Here is a 15,808-nt window from a genome sequence, read left to right on the forward strand (position 1 = left end):
TTCCCCCCGATGTTCGACATCCCTAGACTCCCCGCATCGGGGGCCAAATCGGGGGACAACTCAGTGGGGCATGGAGTGCCTGAACTCGTACTGGAATTCAACGGACGTACCTGGACGCTCGATCCGACCAGGCAATACACCCTCGGGCGCGATCCGCAGGGTGACATCGTGTTCGACGACGCCCGGGTGTCCTGGCGTCACGCCACGATCCAATGGAACGGCGCCGGTTGGGTGCTCGCCGACCACGGCAGCACCAACGGCACGTTCGTCGGGGGAGCGCGGATCTCGGAGACGGGGATCGGCCCGGGTACCGCCGTGCACCTCGGCAACGCGACCGACGGGCCGCGGCTGAACCTGTCCGGGGCGGCGGCGGTGGCGACACCGCAGGCTCCCGCGCGGCAACAGCCGTACGCCGCGCAGGGGGCGGGCCCCGGCTGGGCCGGGCAGGCGCCGCCGCAGCAGCCGCCCCAGCAGCAGGGCTGGCAGCAGCAGCCGGCTCCGCAGGCCGCCCCGCCGTCACAGGCCGCGGCGTCGCAGGCCGCGCCGCGCGTGCCGCAGCAGCAGGGCACCGGGGCGCCGCCGGTCTACGGCGACCGCAGCCCGACCACGTTCCACCAGTTCTCGCTGGGACGGGTGATGCGCATCGGCCGCGCGCTGGAGAACGACCTGGTCGTCTCGGACCTCCAAGTCTCCCGCAATCACGCGGAGTTCCACGCGACGCCCGACGGCCGCTTCGAGATCCGCGACCTCGGCTCGCACAACGGCACGTACGTCAACGGCCAGCCGATCACCAAGGGCGGCTCCGCGCTGCTCGACCACGACGACATCGTGGGCGTCGGCCACTCGACGTTCCGGCTGGTCGGGGACCGGCTGGAGGAGTTCGTCGACACCGGCGAGGTGTCCTTCTCGGCGCGCCACCTCACCGTCGAGGTCGACGGCGGCAAGCAGATCCTCAAGGACGTCTCCTTCGGGGTCCCGGAGAAGTCGCTGATCGCGGTCATCGGCCCGTCCGGCTCCGGCAAGTCGACGCTCCTGAAGGCGCTCACCGGCTACCGGCCCGCCAACCACGGCGACGTGCTCTACGACAACAGGAACCTGTACAAGCAGTTCGCCGAACTGCGTCAGCGCATCGGCCTGGTGCCGCAGGACGACATCCTGCACAAGGAACTGACGGTCAGGAAGGCGCTCAAGTACGCGGCCAAGCTGCGCTTTCCCGCCGACACCACGTCCGCCGAACGCGAGTCGCGCATCGACGAGGTGCTGCGCGAACTCAAGCTGGACATCCACAAGGAGAAGAAGGTCACCTCCCTCTCCGGCGGCCAGCGCAAGCGCGTCTCGGTGGCCCTCGAACTGCTCACCAAGCCGTCGCTGATATTCCTGGACGAGCCGACCTCGGGTCTCGACCCGGGCATGGACCGCGACGTCATGCAGCTGCTGCGCGGCCTCGCCGACGACGGCCGCACGGTCCTGGTGGTCACTCACTCCGTCGCCGAACTCGCCATCTGCGACAAGCTGTTGGTGATGGCGCCCGGTGGCGCGGTCGCCTACTTCGGGCCGCCGGAGGAGGCGCTGAACTTCTTCGGCTACGAAAGCTGGGCCGACGTCTTCTCCTCCTTCGAGAACTACCGCGACTACGACTGGGCGGGCCGCTGGAAGGGGTCGCAGCACTACCAGATGTACGCCGCGGACATCGACGCGATCGCCGCGCAGTCCGTACAGATGCCTCCGCCGCAGGCGATGAAGCCGCCCAAGCCGCAGGGCTGGGGATCCCAACTCGTCACGCTCATACGGCGGTACGTGTCGGTCATCGCGTCCGACAAGGGCTTCCTGGCGCTGACGGTGATCCTGCCGGCGGTGCTCGGCGCGGTGAGCCTGCTCATCGACCCGGACAAGACGCTGCTGGTCAATCCGGTGAACCCGAAGACCGGGGTGCCGACGCCGAACGGCACGGCCACCACGGTGCTGTTGATCCTCGCGGTCGGCGCGTGCTTCGCGGGCGCCGCGAACTCCGTGCGCGAACTGATCAAGGAACGGGTCATCTACGAGCGGGAGCGCGCCACCGGCCTGTCCCGCTCGGCGTACCTGATGTCGAAGGTCGTCGTGCTCGGCGGCATCACGGTGCTCCAGGGCCTGATGGTCGGCGCGATCGGCTTCTCCAGCCGGACGATCCCCGACGAGGGCGTGATCCTCGGGCACTCGGTGCTGCTCGAACTGTCGCTGCCCATCATGGCGTTGGGCTTCACGTCGATGATGTTCGGCCTGATGATGTCGTCGCTGGTGAAGACGGCCGAGAAGACCATGCCGCTGCTGGTGATGTTCGCGATCATCCAGGTCGTGTTCACCGGCTGCCTGTTCATCCTGAACGGCACGGTCGGCGTCAACCAGTTCTCGTACCTGATGCCGTCCCGCTGGGCGGTCGGCGCGGCCGGCGCGACGCTCGACTTCAACGGGATCAGCCCGAACCTCGACGACCCGGGCAACACCGACCCGTTGTGGAACCACACCGCCTCGGCGTGGACGCTCGACATGGCGGTGCTGATCTTCCTGGGCGTGGTGTGCGGCTTCTTCGTGGCGCGGTTCCTGCGCCGCCACGAGCCCGAGGTCATGCGCAAGTGACCCGGTGCGCGTGAGCACGCGCACGGCACGCCGAAGGGCGGCGCCCCCGCAACGGGGGCGCCGCCCTTCGGCGTCACACGATCAGAGGTCCGCGCCGACCTCAGTACGCGCTGTTGACGTTGTCGATCGAGCCGTACTTGTCGGCCGCGTAGTTGGCCGCGGCCGTGATGTTGGCGACCGGGTCGTAGATGTTCGAGGACGTGCCGGAGACGTGGTACGCCGCGAACGTCGGCGGGATGACCTGGAGCAGACCCTTGGACGGGATGCCGTTGACGGCGTTCACGTCCCAGTCGTTGATGGCCTGCGGGTTGCCGGACGACTCACGCATGATGTTCTTGTACAGGCCGTGGTAGCTGCCCGGGATGTGCTTCTCGTGCATGATGTCCAGCGCCTGGGTGATCCAGCCGTTGAGGTTGTTGGCGTAGCTCTTCGCCGACACGGTCTTGACCTCGGCGCGCTTCGCGGACCGGCTGGCGGCCTCCTTGGCGCTGCGCGCCTGCGCGGCCTTCTTCGCGGCGGCGGCGACGGCGGCCTTCTTCTTGGCCGCGTCCGCCTTCTTCTTCGCGGCGGCGTCGGAGTCGGCCTTCTTCTGCGCGGCGATGGTCTGCGTCTTCACGCTGTCGCCGGCGGACTGGCCGGTGATGCTGCCGCTGACGCCCTGGATCCGGCCGGCCTTGTAGGTCACGGCGGACTGGGAGGAGGCGTCGGTGGTCGTGGTGTGACCGTCGCTGGGCGCCACCGCGAAGGCGAGGCTGGCGGCACCGATGGTGGCGACGCCGGCGAGGGCGATCTTCTGGTTGCGGTTCAGGCTGGCGGGGCGTCGAAAGCGGACGTACTTGTGCATGGCAGTCGGACCTCTTCGGATAGCGCGGGGTCGCTCCGGGTCCGGCTCTGGAGGCGGGGGCCTCCGGCACGAACGCTGCCGGGGGAACCCGGGACGTCGAGCGACGTGAGCCATTGTTAGCGGCCGCGAAATTCCGAAGCAAAGGTGTGACATACGATCCCGCTTAGTGGAGACGGGAAGGGCAAATCGGGACAGACAGGACCATCTGTCCCGGTCAAAAGGGACTTCCCGGTCTCCTAGGCCTCTTCGTACGTGACCTGGGCCCTATGCGTGGGGTCACACGCCACCCCGGTCCGGCTTACCGTCAGTTGCTCTAGCAACGCACTGCGTGAGGGGTTTCCGGGGGCAGCAGAAGGTGCACGTCCCCGAACTCGTGCCACAGGTACCGCCCGTGGAGCGCCGCGTCGTACCCGCTCTCCAGCGCGGCCCGCCCGGCCACCGCCTCCAGCATCAGCAGGTGCGAGGCCTCCGGCTCGTGCAGGCCGGTCAGCAGCCCGTCCACCGCGCGCACCCCGCGCTCCGGCGTGACCACCAGGTCCGTCCAGCCCGCCGCCGCCCGCACCCTGCCGTCCGGCCCCGTCGCCGACTCCAGCGCCCGTACCGCCGTCGTCCCCACGGCCACCACGCGCCCGCCGCGCCGCCGGCCCGCGGGGCCGAAGCGGGCCCGCGCGGCGTTGACCAGCCGCGCCGACGGACCCGGCACCACGAACCGCTCCGGATACGGCGGCTCGTGCGCCTCGGCCGACGCCACCCCGGTGTGCAGCGTGACCGGCGCGAACTGCACGCCCCGGCTCACCAGCTCCGCCACCGTCCGCGCCGTGAACGGCCTGGCCGCGCTCGGCATCTCCGCGCTGCCCGCCCCGTCCGCCTCCGGCAGCGCGAACACCGTCTGGTAGGCCGACAGCGGCTGGTCCCGCTCCGTGTAGGAGTAACGGATGGGACGCCCGTGCGCCCGCAGCAGGTCCGGCACCGCCGCGCCCCGGACCCGCGCCCACCACAGCCGCGCCCCCGGCCCGGCCAGCGGCTCCTCCAGCCGCAGCAGGGCCGCGCCGGGCAGCCGGACCTCCGTGCCCGCCGGGCCGCCGGTGCGCGGGCGCGTGGTGCCCCGCCCGTCCGGGTCGCGCAGCTCGACCGCCCACCGCCCGTCGTCCCCGCGCGTGGAGAAGTGGACGACCACGCGCGCGTGCCCGGCCGTGCCGTCCACCGCGGCGCCCAGCGTCGTGGACGTGTTCACCACCAGGACGTCGCCCGCCCGCAGCAGCCGCGGCAGCTCCGTGAACGCGTGGTGGGACACCTCCGTACCGCGCGACACCAGCAGCCGCACGCCGTCGCGCCCCAGCCCCGGCGCGCGCCGCTCCACGGGCTCCCGCGCCGACAGCTCCTCCGGCACCCGCACGGCGACGCTCACCGGGCCTCCGTCCCGGACCCCGCGAGCGCCCCCGCGACGTACCGCCCGCTCGCGGGACGCTCGTCCAGCAGCCGCAGGAACGCCGGCACCACCGCGTCCGGGTCCGGCCGTGCCCCGTCGTCCCCGGGCACCGCCGCCGCGTACAGGTCCGTCCCCATGTCCCCGGGGTCCACCGCCCACACCCGCAGCCCGGGTTCCTCCACCGCCAGCACCGCCGCGAGGTGGTCCAGCGCCGCCTTCGACGCCCCGTAGCCGCCCCACGTCCCGTACGCCTCGACGGCCGCGTCCGAACTGACGGTGACCACCGCCCCGGCCGCCGCCGCCCGCAGCAGCGGCAACGCCTCGCGGACCAGGCCGTGCGCCGCCACCACGTTCACCTCCAGCGCCCGCCGCAGCCCGGCCTCCGGCAGCTCCGCCAGCGGTGCGAGCGGCTCGGCGCCCAGCGCGCTCGCGTTGCTCACCAGCAGATCGAGCCCGCCCAGGCGCCCGGCCGCCGCCACCAGGGCCGCCCGGTGAGCGGCGTCCGCCACGTCCCCGGGCAGCGCCTCCACCCGCGTACCGTGCGCCGCGGCCTCCGCCGCCGCCTCCTTCAGTGCTCCGCCGCCCCTGGCGTCCAGTACGAGATCCCAGCCCCGTGCCGCCAGGGCCCGCGCGAGCGCCCTGCCCAGCCCCTTAGACGCTCCTGTGACCACCGCTACGGGCATGACCGTCTCCCCTCGTCGTGACGCCGTCCGAACGGCGCGCCCTCACGGTAGGAACGGGGAGCGGCCCGCCGCGTCGGACGCCGGACGCAGGCCGCCGGGGCCCTTCGGCGTAGGACGGCCCCCTCCGTCCCGGGACCTAGGCCGGACCTGCGTCCACCGGCCGCCCGGCCTCTGTCCACAGCCCGATCCGCGCGGCCGGGACCGCCGGTACCGTGAGGGACATGAGCCAAGGACCCCGGTCCGGCCTCGCCGCGGTCAGCGCCGCGCTGCTGGCCATGAGCAGGCACCTGGAGGTGCGCGACGTCCTGAAGACGATCGTCGCCTCCGCGCGCGAACTGCTCGACGCCGAGTACGCCGCCCTCGGCGTCCCCGACGACCACGGCGGCTTCGCGCAGTTCGTCGTCGACGGCGTCAGCGACGCCCAGTGGAAGGCCATCGGCCCGCTGCCCCGCCAGCACGGCATCCTCGCCGCGATGCTGCACGAGGCGAAGGCCGAGCGCCTCGCCGACGTGCGCGAGGACCCCCGGTTCGAGGGCTGGCCCGCCGCGCACCCCGACATGTCCGACTTCCTCGGACTGCCGATCCGCGACGGCGACGAGATCATCGGCGCGCTCTTCCTCGCCAACAAGCTGCGTCCCGGCGGCACCACCGCGGGCGACCGCGCGCCCCGGGACCACTGCGGCTTCACGGAGGAGGACGAGGACCTGCTCGGCCTGCTCGCCCAGCACGCCGCGATCGCCCTCACCAACGCCCGCCTGTACGAACGCAGCCGGGAACTGACCATCGCCGAGGAACGCTCCCGCCTCGCCCACGAACTGCACGACGCCGTCAGCCAGAAGCTGTTCTCCCTGCGCCTGACCGCACAGGCCGCCGCGGCCCTCGTCGACCGCGATCCGGCCCGCGCCAAGGGCGAGTTGCAGCAGGTGGCCGCGCTCGCCGCCGAGGCGGTCGACGAACTGCGGGCCGCCGTGGTCGAGTTGCGGCCCACCGCACTCGACGAGGACGGACTCGTGGCCACCCTGCGCAACCAGGTCCAGGTCCTGGACCGCGCCCACACCGCCCGCGTGACGTTCACCGCGCGCGGCGTGCGCGCACTGCCCGCCGCCCAGGAGGAGGCGCTGCTCCGGGTCGGCCAGGAGGCCCTGCACAACGCCCTGCGGCACGCCGACGCCCGCCTCGTCGAGGTGACGCTGAGCAGATCCGGCCGCGGCGCCCTGCTGCGGATCACGGACGACGGCGACGGCTTCGACCCCGGCGCGGTCCGCGCCGCCGGCCGCCACCTCGGCCTGGTCTCCATGCGGGACCGGGCGAGCGGCGCGGGCGGCAACCTGTCGGTGCGCTCGGAGCCCGGCCGTGGCACCACCGTCGAGATGGAGGTCCCCGGTGGCTGAAGCGATCAAGGTACTGCTCGTCGACGACCACCAGGTGGTGCGCCGGGGGCTGCGCACCTTCCTGGAGGTGCAGGACGACATCGAGGTCGTGGGGGAGGCGGCGGACGGAGCCGAAGGGGTCCTGCGCGCCGAGGAGTTGAAGCCCGACGTCGTCCTCATGGACGTCAAGATGCCGGTCATGGACGGCGTCGAGGCGCTGCGCAGGCTGCGCGAACTCGGCAACGCCGCCCGCGTCCTCGTCGTGACCAGCTTCACGGAGCAGCGCACCGTGGTCCCCGCCCTGCGCGCGGGCGCCGCCGGATACGTCTACAAGGACGTCGACCCCGAGGCGCTGGCCGGCGCGATCCGCTCCGTGCACGCGGGCCACGTCCTGCTCCAGCCCGAGGTCGCCTGCGCCCTGCTCTCCCAGGAGGACGCCAACTCCGGCCAGGGCAGGGGAGGTTCGCTCACCGAGCGGGAGCGGGAGGTGCTCGGCCAGATCGCCGAGGGGCGTTCCAACCGGGAGATAGCCCGCGCCCTGGTGCTGTCCGAGAAGACGGTGAAGACCCACGTCTCCAACATCCTGATGAAGCTCGACCTCTCGGACCGCACCCAGGCGGCACTGTGGGCGGTCCGCCACGGAATGACGGACTGACGGGACTGACGGAACTGCCCTGCCGGCGGCCCGGATTGGTCTCCGGGCTGAGATTCATACCGTCGTGGGAATGTCCCCCGGATGGCGCATCCTTCCGCGCGCCGCGGCGTTCTCCAGTGCGTGCCGCGGCGAGTGCCGCGGCGATCGCTAGGAGGACTGCGAAGTGAAGAACCTGAAGAAGGCAGCGGCCGTGACGATGGTGGCCGGCGGTCTGGTCGCCGCCGGTGCCGGAATGGCCTCCGCCCACGGGGGTGCCGAGGCCCTCGGTCAGACCGCGGGTTCGCCGGGTGTGGTCTCGGGCAACACCATCCAGGTCCCGGTGCACGTCCCGGTCAACGTCGTCGGCAACAGCGTGAACGTCGTCGGCCTGCTGAACCCGGCCTTCGGCAACCTCGGCCTCAACCGCTGAGGAACGCCGCCCCGACGGCGGCCGGTGCGCCCATCCGCTGAAGGGCTTGTAGTGCCAATGATCCGAACGGTCGTTTCCGCGTGACCACCCGTGCCGTTCCTTGTCAGCGACACGTTGACGGAACACGACCCGCGGCAGGGTCGGACACGCAAACGCAGGAGGAACGCTTCTCATGAACATCGCCAAGAAGGCCGCCGTGGCCCTCACCGTCGCGGGCATCGCCGCCGGCGCCTCCGCCGGTGCCGCTTTCGCCGACGCCGGTGCCGACGGTGCCGCCGTGAAGTCCCCGGGCGTCGCCTCGGGCAACGCCATCCAGGTTCCGGTCCACGTGCCGGTCAACGTCGTCGGTGACAGCGTCAACGTCATCGGTCTGCTGAACCCGGCGTTCGGCAACCAGGCCGCCAACGGCTGACCAACAGCTCCGAAGGGCCCCGCGGGACATCCGTCCCGCGGGGCCCTTCCGCTGCCGCCGGACCGCCGACACCCGCCGACCGTACGGGAGTCGGTGCCGCGAGGGCCTAGCGCTTCCCGCGCTCCCGTTCCTCCACGACCGCGTTGTACGCGGCGACCTGCGCCCGTCGCGCCGTGCGCCGGACCGGCCGCAGGGCCTCGGCGCGCGCGGCCATCTCCGACGCGCTCATCGCACCGCCGTGCCCGTTCTCCTGGGCGATCTCGACCAACAGCCCCACCCGCTGGGCGAGTTCGAGCACCCGCACCGCCCGCGGCGGATAGCCGGGCGCCAGCACCTTGCGGCCCGCCTCGGCCCGCGCGCGGTACGCGTCGATCGCCGCCTCGGCGACCGGACCCGAACCGGCCACGTCCAGCCGGGACAGCACGGCGGTCGCGTCCCGCAGCGCCTCCGCCAGTTCGCGCTCGGCCTCCCCGAGGGACGGTACGTCCGCGGGAGGCGCCGGACGTACCGGCAGTACGTGCCAGACGACGTCGACATGGACGTCCCCGGCCGGCCCGGCCTCGCGCACCTCGGGCACCAGCCCCAGCGCGGCGCCGTGGCACACCACCGCCTCGCCCGCGTCCAGCGCCCGCGCGTTGAACTCCGGCGGTCCGCTCAGCCCCAGCGGGTGCCCCGGCGCGGGCAGCGCCACCAGCAGTCCCGTGGTGCCGAGGGTGCGCAGCCGCCCCAGCGCCAGCGTCAGCCCGACGGGCGCGGGCTCGCCGGGCAGCCCCGACACCCGGTGCGCGGCGTCCTCACCGACGACGGCGACCGCCACGTCGTCCGGCGGAACGAGTCCGGCCAACAGTGCGTTTCCCCAAGAGGCGAGCCGCCCCGATCGTGGTTCCTTGAGCATCCCCCCACCCTAAGGACCGGACCGATGGAATGGAGCGGCCGACCGGTGGCGTAGATTCGGGGAGGGCCGTGCCCGCGGGCGCGGCGGACCGAGCCACAGGCGTACGACACAGCCGAGACCGGCGGCCACAGCCACACTGCAAGGGGAGACAACGCGCTCATGAGCGATGTTCTGGAGCTTCAGGACGTATCCGTGGTCCGTGAGGGCCGGGCTCTCGTGGATCAGGTCTCCTGGTCGGTCAAGGAGGGTGAGCGCTGGGTCATCCTGGGACCGAACGGCGCCGGCAAGACCACCCTGCTGAACGTCGCCTCCAGCTACCTGTATCCCACCACCGGCACCGTGAGCATCCTCGGCGAGGCCCTCGGCAAGCCGGGCACCGACGTCTTCGAACTGCGCCCCCGCATCGGCATCGCGGGTGTCGCCGTGGCCGAGAAGCTGCCCCGCCGCCAGACGGTCCTGCAGACCGTGCTCACCGCCGCCTACGGCATGACGGCCGGCTGGCAGGAGGAGTACGAGGACGTCGACGAGCAGCGCGCCCGCGCCTTCCTCGACCGCCTCGGCATGACGGAGTTCCTGGACCGCCGCTTCGGCACCCTTTCCGAGGGCGAGCGCAAGCGCACCCTCATCGCCCGCGCGCTCATGACCGACCCCGAACTGCTGCTGCTCGACGAGCCCGCCGCCGGTCTCGACCTCGGTGGCCGCGAGGACCTGGTGCGCCGCCTCGGCCGGCTGGCCCGCGACCCGATCGCGCCCTCCATGATCATGGTCACGCACCACGTCGAGGAGATCGCGCCCGGCTTCACGCACGTCCTGATGATCCGGCAGGGCAAGGTGCTGGCCGCCGGTCCGCTGGAGCTGGAGCTCACCTCGCGCAACCTCTCCCTGTGCTTCGGCCTCCCGCTCGTCGTCGAACAGGTCGGCGAGCGCTGGACCGCGCAGGGCCTCCCCATGTCCTGATCGGACGGCACCGGACCGCACCGGACCGCACCGCGTCACATCCGCCTCGCGCCGCCCACCGGCACACCGCGTCCCGTCACGTCGTGCCGGCTGTCGGCGTGCCCGGAGCGCGGGCTGATCCGCGCCCTGTCGGCGGCGCGCACCGCGCCCTACGATGGGCGGCGTGAACGACATCGACGCGTGGGTGTGGTGGCTCGTCGTCGCGGTGGCACTCGGCATCCCGCTTGTGGTCACGGCGATGCCGGAGTTCGCGATGTTCGGCATCGGCGCGGCCGTCTCGGCCGTGGCCGCGGCTCTCGGCGCGGGCTTCGTCGCCCAGGTGCTCATCTTCGTCGTCGTCTCCGTCGCGCTCGTCGCCGTGGTCCGGCCCATCGCCGCCCGGCACAGCGCGCAGCGCCCCCAACTCGCCTCGGGAATCGACGCGTTGAAGGGCAAGCGCGCCCGCGTCCTGGAACGGGTCGACGGCAGGGGCGGTCGGATCAAGCTCGGCGGCGAGATCTGGTCGGCCCGCGCGCTCGACTCCGACAGCGTCTACGAGGTCGACCAGGAGGTGGACGTCGTGGAGATCGACGGCGCCACGGCGGTCGTTCTGTGATCATGCGCGGCGCCAACTGCCCGGAACGGCCCACGAGGTGTCCGGCGGTCTGACAGACTCGACCAGCAAGATCTTCAACACCATGAGATCTTCCGCAAGTTCCGAGGCGAAGAAGGGTTCGGGGAGCCACGATGGAACCGGTCATCATCGTATTGATCATTCTGGTGGTGTTGGTCTTCATCGCCCTGATCAAGACCATCCAGGTCATCCCGCAGGCCAGCGCTGCCATCGTCGAGCGGTTCGGCCGCTACACGCGCACGCTCAACGCGGGCCTCAACATCGTCGTTCCGTTCATCGACACCATCCGCAACCGCATCGACCTGCGTGAACAGGTCGTGCCGTTCCCGCCGCAGCCGGTGATCACCCAGGACAACCTGGTGGTGAACATCGACACCGTCATCTACTACCAGGTGACGGACGCGCGGGCCGCGACGTACGAGGTCGCCAGTTACATCCAGGCGATCGAACAGCTCACCGTGACCACCCTGCGCAACATCATCGGCGGCATGGACCTGGAGCGGACGCTGACCTCCCGCGAGGAGATCAACGCGGCGCTGCGCGGCGTCCTCGACGAGGCCACCGGCAAGTGGGGCATCCGCGTCAACCGCGTCGAGCTGAAGGCGATCGAACCGCCGACCTCCATCCAGGACTCGATGGAGAAGCAGATGCGCGCCGACCGTGACAAGCGCGCCGCGATCCTCACCGCCGAAGGTACGCGGCAGGCCGCCATCCTCACCGCGGAGGGCGAGAAGCAGTCACAGATCCTGCGCGCGGAGGGCGAGGCCAAGGCCGCGGCCCTGCGCGCCGAGGGCGAGGCGCAGGCCGTCCGCACGGTCTTCGAGGCCATCCACGCCGGCGACCCCGACCAGAAGCTGCTCTCCTACCAGTACCTCCAGATGCTCCCGAAGATCGCCGAGGGCGACGCGAACAAGCTCTGGATCGTGCCCAGCGAGATCGGCGACGCCCTCAAGGGGCTGTCCGGCGCCTTCGGCAACTTCGGTGGCACCGGCGGGGGTTCGGGCAACGGCGGCGGTACCACCGGGACCGCGCAGACCGCGAAGATCCCCGAGCGCCGCGAGCGCCCGCCGATCGACTGACCGCACACGCCGCGACGCGGTGGGGCCCGCCTCCCTCGGGGAGGCGGGCCCCACCGCGTCGTGCCGACCCTACGCGGCCGGCTGCCCCAGCCACTCGGGCAGCGAGTCGTAGTCGTCCTGCCCCAGCGCGAGCAGCATCGCGTCCGCGGGCGTCGGCTCGAACGGCAGCCGCAGCAGCGGCATCCCCGCCTGGTCCGGAGTGCGGTCCGCCTTGCGGTGGTTGTCCTCCGCGCACGAGGCCACGGTGTTCAGCCACGAGTCGGCACCGCCCTGCGCCCGGGGTACGACGTGGTCCACGGTCGTCGCCCGCCTGCCGCAGTACGCGCAGCGGTGCCGGTCCCTGATCAGGACACCCCGCCTCGACCACGGTGCTTGTCTTCGGAACGGCACCCGCACGTACCGGCAGAGCCGGATCACCCGCGGCACCGGTATGTCGACCGCGGCACCGCGCATGCGCAGTTCGGGGTGGGCCTGCTCGACGACCGCCTTGTCCTGGAGCACCAGAACGACGGCCCGGTTCAGCGTGACCGTCGACAACGGCTCGAAGCTCGCATTGAGTACCAGCGTGTCCCGCACTGCCGCCCACCTCCCGTACGCACCCGCCCACCCCCTGGCGGGCTGGGATCAACTCTGGCCGGGCGCGCCGGGATGGACAACGCAATATCTGCTGCTTCGCCGGGGGACGGCCCCCCGGAACCCCCGACAACAAAAATGCCCGCCCCTGATCACTTCCAAGACCAGGGGCGGGCAAACGTTCAGTGAACGCCGGGCTGAGCGAATTCCTCGGCCCGGTCCGGGCTCAGTTCCCGGCGGGCACCTCGTACTCGCCGACGAGCTGCGCGCGCGCCAGCGCGTGGAAGCGCAGGTTGAAACCGACCACGGCGGGACTCGCGTCCGCGTCCGGGCCGAGCTTCTCCTGGTCCACCGCGTAGACGGTGAACACGTAGCGGTGCGGACCGTCACCGGGCGGCGGGGCGGCGCCGCCGAAGTCCTGGGTGCCGTAGTCGTTGCGCGCCTGCACGGCTCCCTCGGGCAGCCCCTCGAACTTGCCGGTGCCCGCGCCCGCGGGGAGCTCCGTCACCGAGGCCGGGATGTCGAACACGACCCAGTGCCAGAAGCCGGAACCCGTCGGGGCGTCCGGGTCGTAGCAGGTGACGGCGAAGCTCCGGGTCTCCGCGGGGAAGCCGTCCCAGCGCAGCTGCGGCGAGGTGTTCCCGGCGTCCTGGACCTGCGCGTCCTTGAGCGTGCCGCCCGGCGCGACGTCCTCGCTCGTGACCGTGAACGACGGCACGGGCGGGTGGAAGTCATGGGGGAGCGGCCGCCTCTTGAGCTCGGACACCTCGGTACCTCCTGATCGGGTTTCCTGATCGCTTCGCACGGGCTCCCCGCGTACGGGAAGCACAGCACCGAGCCTAGGCGCGCGGCCTCCGGAACGCGGCACGGGGACCGCCCGGACGCGCCGGGTACCCCGTTCCGGACAGGGTCAACTGTCCGGAACGGGGCGACCGGTCAGAACCAGTTGCGCTTGCTGCCGACCTCGGACAGCCACTGGTTCAGATAGCCCGCCCAGTCCGTGTTCTGGTAGTCGTGCAGACCGACCTCGAAGGACCGGAACGTGTCGCTGCCCTCGCTGAACAGTCCGGGCTTCTTGTCCATCTCCAGCACGACGTCCATCCCGTGCCCGTCGGCCACGAAGCTCAGCTCGACCTGGTTGAGACCCCGGTACTGGGCCGGCGGGTGGAACTCCACCTCCTGGTAGAAGGGGAGCTGCTGCCGCGTCCCGCGGATGTGACCGCGCTCCAGGTCCGCGTTCTTGAAGCGGAAGCCGAGCTGGATGAACGCGTCCAGGATCGCCTTCTGCGCCGGCAGCGGGTGCACGTTGATGGGGTCGAGGTCACCGGAGTCCACGGCGCGCGCGATCTCCAGCTCCGTCGTGACACCGATGTTCATGCCGCGCAGGGCCTGCCCGTCGATCATCGTGACGGGCGTCTCCCACGGGATCTCCAGACCGAACGGCACGGCGTGCACCGCGCCCGCCCGGAGCGAGAAGGCGCCGCCGAGCCGCAGCTTCGCGAAGTCGATGTTCTGCTTGTACTCCTGGTCCCCGCTCTCGACCTCGACCTTCGCCTGAAGGCCGACCGTCACTCCCTGGATCTCCTGGTCGACGGATCCGCCCTGGATCCGCACCTCGCCCTGCACAACGCCACCCGGAACGACGTTGACCTCGGTCAGAACGGTCTCGACCGAAGCCCCGCCGGCCCCCAGACTCGCGAGCAGCTTCTTGAACGGCATCTCTCTCCCTCTCCAGGCGGCCCAGGCCGGGCCACACCTGTTCTGTCGTCCTGCGTACGTCGCGCGGGTCCTTGATCACGCGGGTCCTCGACCACTACAAACGCGCTCGCGCACCCGCCGGTTCCGCGCACTCACCCTGGCAAGGCGACGCCGCGTTGACCACCCCGCCCGCACGGCCGCTCTGCACTACCCTCGAACGCCATGATCGTGAGCCCCGACCGTAAGCCCCTCGACCGCGCCTTCTTCGCCAGACCCGTGCTCGACGTCGCCCCCGACCTGCTGGGCCGCCTGCTGGTCCGGTCCACACCGGAGGGCCCGATCACGCTGCGCCTCACGGAGGTGGAGGCGTACGACGGCGCGAACGACCCGGGCTCCCACGCCTTCCGCGGGCGTACGCCCCGCAACGACGTGATGTTCGGGCCGCCCGGTCACGTGTACGTCTACTTCACCTACGGCATGTGGCACTGCATGAACTTCGTCTGCGGTCCGGTGGGCACGGCGAGCGGTGTCCTGCTGCGCGCGGGCGAGGTGGTCGACGGCGTGGAGCTGGCCCGCGAACGGCGGTTCTCGGCCCGACACGACAAGGAACTGGCCAAAGGACCGGCCCGCCTCGCCACGGCACTGGGGGTGGACCGGGCCCAGAACGGGGTCGACGCCTGTACGTCCGGTGACACTCCCCTGCGGATCCTGTCCGGTACACCGGTCCCGTCCGACCAGGTACGCAGTGGGCCGCGGACCGGAGTCGCCGGCGAAGGGGGCGTGCACCCCTGGCGGTTCTGGATCGCTGACGACCCGACAGTGAGTCCGTACCGGGCCCACGCCCCCCGCCGCCGCTCAACTTGACTCGCCGCAGCGCGGTTCCGTAATGTAGCCCGAGCCGCTTGAACCGGGTACGGCGTTTCGCCAGCAGCCGGAAGCGGCCACCACCACTACCTACCACCTCCCTCGACAGGGTCTCTCAGTCATGTGCGCATGCCTGAATTCCTATTCCGAGGAACTCGATTATGAGTTGGCGAGGCAATCGGTTAGCGTAGTGAACGTCGAAAGGCCAACGGCGCAAAGCCAATAGCCCGAAGGCAACCCGCTCCGACCGGGAATCAGAACCGAAAGGGTCTGCTAGAGTCGGAACCGCCGGAAAGGGAAACGCGAAAGCGAGAACCTGGAAAGCACCGAGGAAATCGGATCGAAAAGATCTGATAGAGTCGGAAACACCGAAGGGAAGCCCGGAGGAAAGCCCGAGAGGGTGAGTACAAAGGAAGCGTCCGTTCCTTGAGAACTCAACAGCGTGCCAAAAGTCAACGCCAGATATGTTGATACCCCGTCTCCAGTCTTCATGGCTGGGACGCGGTTCCTTTGAAACAAAACACAGCGAGGACGCTGTGAACGGCCGGGCTTATTCCGCCTGGCTGTTCCGCTCATCGTGGTGTCACCCGCAGCTTTTAATCGAGCGCAGTCGGGAAAACATTCACGGAGAGTTTGATCCTGGCTCAGGACGAACGCTGGCGGCGTGCTTAACACATGCAAGTCGAACGATGAACCACTTCGGTGGGGATT

At 71.0% G+C, this 15,808-nt stretch carries 16 protein-coding genes and 1 rRNA gene; 10 read left to right on the plus strand and 7 right to left on the minus strand.

The window, feature by feature from the left end:
* Positions 1–75 precede the first annotated feature (75 nt).
* On the plus strand, positions 76–2,616 hold the full coding sequence (locus ACFZA0_RS05620; protein ID WP_391011670.1) for an FHA domain-containing protein: 2,541 nt from the start codon (positions 76–78) through the stop codon (positions 2,614–2,616).
* A 100-nt stretch (positions 2,617–2,716) separates the two neighbouring features.
* On the opposite strand, the gene ACFZA0_RS05625 is transcribed toward ACFZA0_RS05620, so the two are convergent.
* The 3 genes from ACFZA0_RS05625 to ACFZA0_RS05635 all read right to left on the minus strand — a co-directional run bounded on the left by ACFZA0_RS05625 (position 2,717) and on the right by ACFZA0_RS05635 (position 5,572).
* Complete coding sequence (locus ACFZA0_RS05625; protein WP_391011673.1) at positions 2,717–3,460, minus strand: transglycosylase SLT domain-containing protein; 744 nt, start codon at positions 3,458–3,460, stop codon at positions 2,717–2,719.
* 313 nt (positions 3,461–3,773) lie between these two features.
* Positions 3,774–4,868 (minus strand): S-adenosylmethionine:tRNA ribosyltransferase-isomerase, encoded by a 1,095-nt coding sequence (locus ACFZA0_RS05630; RefSeq protein WP_391011676.1) that lies wholly within the window; start codon positions 4,866–4,868, stop codon positions 3,774–3,776.
* Positions 4,865–5,572 carry an SDR family NAD(P)-dependent oxidoreductase gene (locus ACFZA0_RS05635; protein WP_391011679.1) on the minus strand — a complete coding sequence of 236 codons (708 nt, stop codon included), beginning with the start codon at positions 5,570–5,572 and terminating at the stop codon, positions 4,865–4,867. Before ACFZA0_RS05635 ends, ACFZA0_RS05630 begins: the two co-directional genes overlap by 4 nt.
* Before the next feature lie 221 nt (positions 5,573–5,793).
* On the opposite strand from ACFZA0_RS05635, the gene ACFZA0_RS05640 reads away from it, so the two are divergent.
* The 4 genes from ACFZA0_RS05640 to ACFZA0_RS05655 all read left to right on the plus strand — a co-directional run bounded on the left by ACFZA0_RS05640 (position 5,794) and on the right by ACFZA0_RS05655 (position 8,418).
* Positions 5,794–6,963 carry a GAF domain-containing protein gene (locus tag ACFZA0_RS05640; protein ID WP_391011682.1) on the plus strand — a complete coding sequence of 390 codons (1,170 nt, stop codon included), beginning with the start codon at positions 5,794–5,796 and terminating at the stop codon, positions 6,961–6,963.
* Positions 6,956–7,597 carry a response regulator gene (locus tag ACFZA0_RS05645; protein ID WP_391011685.1) on the plus strand — a complete coding sequence of 214 codons (642 nt, stop codon included), beginning with the start codon at positions 6,956–6,958 and terminating at the stop codon, positions 7,595–7,597. The genes ACFZA0_RS05640 and ACFZA0_RS05645 overlap by 8 nt, the downstream gene beginning before the upstream one ends.
* A 163-nt stretch (positions 7,598–7,760) precedes the next feature.
* On the plus strand, positions 7,761–8,006 hold the full coding sequence (locus ACFZA0_RS05650) for a chaplin family protein (protein WP_391011688.1): 246 nt from the start codon (positions 7,761–7,763) through the stop codon (positions 8,004–8,006).
* A 172-nt stretch (positions 8,007–8,178) separates the two neighbouring features.
* The gene (locus tag ACFZA0_RS05655; protein ID WP_391011691.1) at positions 8,179–8,418 is read left to right on the plus strand and encodes a chaplin family protein; all 240 of its coding nucleotides are present in this window, start codon (positions 8,179–8,181) and stop codon (positions 8,416–8,418) included.
* 106 nt (positions 8,419–8,524) lie between these two features.
* Here the strand turns inward: ACFZA0_RS05655 and ACFZA0_RS05660 are convergent, their stop codons facing one another.
* Positions 8,525–9,313 (minus strand): hypothetical protein, encoded by a 789-nt coding sequence (locus ACFZA0_RS05660; RefSeq protein WP_391011694.1) that lies wholly within the window; start codon positions 9,311–9,313, stop codon positions 8,525–8,527.
* 159 nt (positions 9,314–9,472) lie between these two features.
* Between ACFZA0_RS05660 and ACFZA0_RS05665 the strand changes: the two genes are divergently transcribed.
* The 3 genes from ACFZA0_RS05665 (at position 9,473) to ACFZA0_RS05675 (ending at position 11,962) form a co-directional block, all read left to right on the plus strand.
* Entirely contained in the window at positions 9,473–10,270 is a 798-nt protein-coding gene (locus tag ACFZA0_RS05665) for an ATP-binding cassette domain-containing protein (protein WP_391011697.1), read from the plus strand.
* A 163-nt stretch (positions 10,271–10,433) separates the two neighbouring features.
* The gene (locus ACFZA0_RS05670) at positions 10,434–10,865 is read left to right on the plus strand and encodes an NfeD family protein (protein WP_391011700.1); all 432 of its coding nucleotides are present in this window, start codon (positions 10,434–10,436) and stop codon (positions 10,863–10,865) included.
* Between the two features lie 131 nt (positions 10,866–10,996).
* Complete coding sequence (locus ACFZA0_RS05675) at positions 10,997–11,962, plus strand: SPFH domain-containing protein (RefSeq protein ID WP_391011703.1); 966 nt, start codon at positions 10,997–10,999, stop codon at positions 11,960–11,962.
* 69 nt (positions 11,963–12,031) lie between these two features.
* Here ACFZA0_RS05675 and ACFZA0_RS05680 read toward each other — a convergent pair whose 3' ends face one another.
* The 3 genes from ACFZA0_RS05680 to ACFZA0_RS05690 form a co-directional block, all read right to left on the minus strand.
* Positions 12,032–12,538, minus strand: a complete 507-nt coding sequence (locus ACFZA0_RS05680; RefSeq protein ID WP_391011706.1) for an HNH endonuclease — start codon at positions 12,536–12,538, stop codon at positions 12,032–12,034.
* Positions 12,539–12,761: 223 nt separating this feature from the next.
* Positions 12,762–13,301 carry a YbhB/YbcL family Raf kinase inhibitor-like protein gene (locus ACFZA0_RS05685; protein ID WP_391011709.1) on the minus strand — a complete coding sequence of 180 codons (540 nt, stop codon included), beginning with the start codon at positions 13,299–13,301 and terminating at the stop codon, positions 12,762–12,764.
* A 170-nt stretch (positions 13,302–13,471) separates the two neighbouring features.
* Positions 13,472–14,254 (minus strand): sporulation protein, encoded by a 783-nt coding sequence (locus tag ACFZA0_RS05690; RefSeq protein ID WP_391011713.1) that lies wholly within the window; start codon positions 14,252–14,254, stop codon positions 13,472–13,474.
* A 201-nt stretch (positions 14,255–14,455) separates the two neighbouring features.
* Here ACFZA0_RS05690 and ACFZA0_RS05695 point away from each other — a divergent pair, with 201 nt between their 5' ends.
* Both ACFZA0_RS05695 and ACFZA0_RS05700 read left to right on the plus strand, forming a co-directional pair.
* Complete coding sequence (locus tag ACFZA0_RS05695; protein WP_391011716.1) at positions 14,456–15,097, plus strand: DNA-3-methyladenine glycosylase; 642 nt, start codon at positions 14,456–14,458, stop codon at positions 15,095–15,097.
* 621 nt (positions 15,098–15,718) lie between these two features.
* Positions 15,719–15,808 (plus strand): 16S ribosomal RNA (locus ACFZA0_RS05700); the annotation flags it as partial.

It is taken from the genome of Streptomyces sp. NPDC008150, assembly GCF_042956945.1.
In the GTDB taxonomy this organism is placed as follows: domain Bacteria; phylum Actinomycetota; class Actinomycetes; order Streptomycetales; family Streptomycetaceae; genus Streptomyces.

What these genes read in the sequence shown, in the direction of transcription:
- ACFZA0_RS05655 (WP_391011691.1), top strand. Translation starts at nt 8,179, where the DNA reads ATGAACATCGCCAAGAAGGCCGCCGTGGCCCTCACCGTCGCGGGCATC.
- ACFZA0_RS05635 (WP_391011679.1), bottom strand. Translation starts at nt 5,572, where the DNA reads ATGCCCGTAGCGGTGGTCACAGGAGCGTCTAAGGGGCTGGGCAGGGCG.
- ACFZA0_RS05695 (WP_391011716.1), top strand. Translation starts at nt 14,456, where the DNA reads ATGATCGTGAGCCCCGACCGTAAGCCCCTCGACCGCGCCTTCTTCGCC.
- ACFZA0_RS05690 (WP_391011713.1), bottom strand. Translation starts at nt 14,254, where the DNA reads ATGCCGTTCAAGAAGCTGCTCGCGAGTCTGGGGGCCGGCGGGGCTTCG.
- ACFZA0_RS05640 (WP_391011682.1), top strand. Translation starts at nt 5,794, where the DNA reads ATGAGCCAAGGACCCCGGTCCGGCCTCGCCGCGGTCAGCGCCGCGCTG.
- ACFZA0_RS05675 (WP_391011703.1), top strand. Translation starts at nt 10,997, where the DNA reads ATGGAACCGGTCATCATCGTATTGATCATTCTGGTGGTGTTGGTCTTC.
- ACFZA0_RS05660 (WP_391011694.1), bottom strand. Translation starts at nt 9,313, where the DNA reads ATGCTCAAGGAACCACGATCGGGGCGGCTCGCCTCTTGGGGAAACGCA.
- ACFZA0_RS05665 (WP_391011697.1), top strand. Translation starts at nt 9,473, where the DNA reads ATGAGCGATGTTCTGGAGCTTCAGGACGTATCCGTGGTCCGTGAGGGC.
- ACFZA0_RS05625 (WP_391011673.1), bottom strand. Translation starts at nt 3,460, where the DNA reads ATGCACAAGTACGTCCGCTTTCGACGCCCCGCCAGCCTGAACCGCAAC.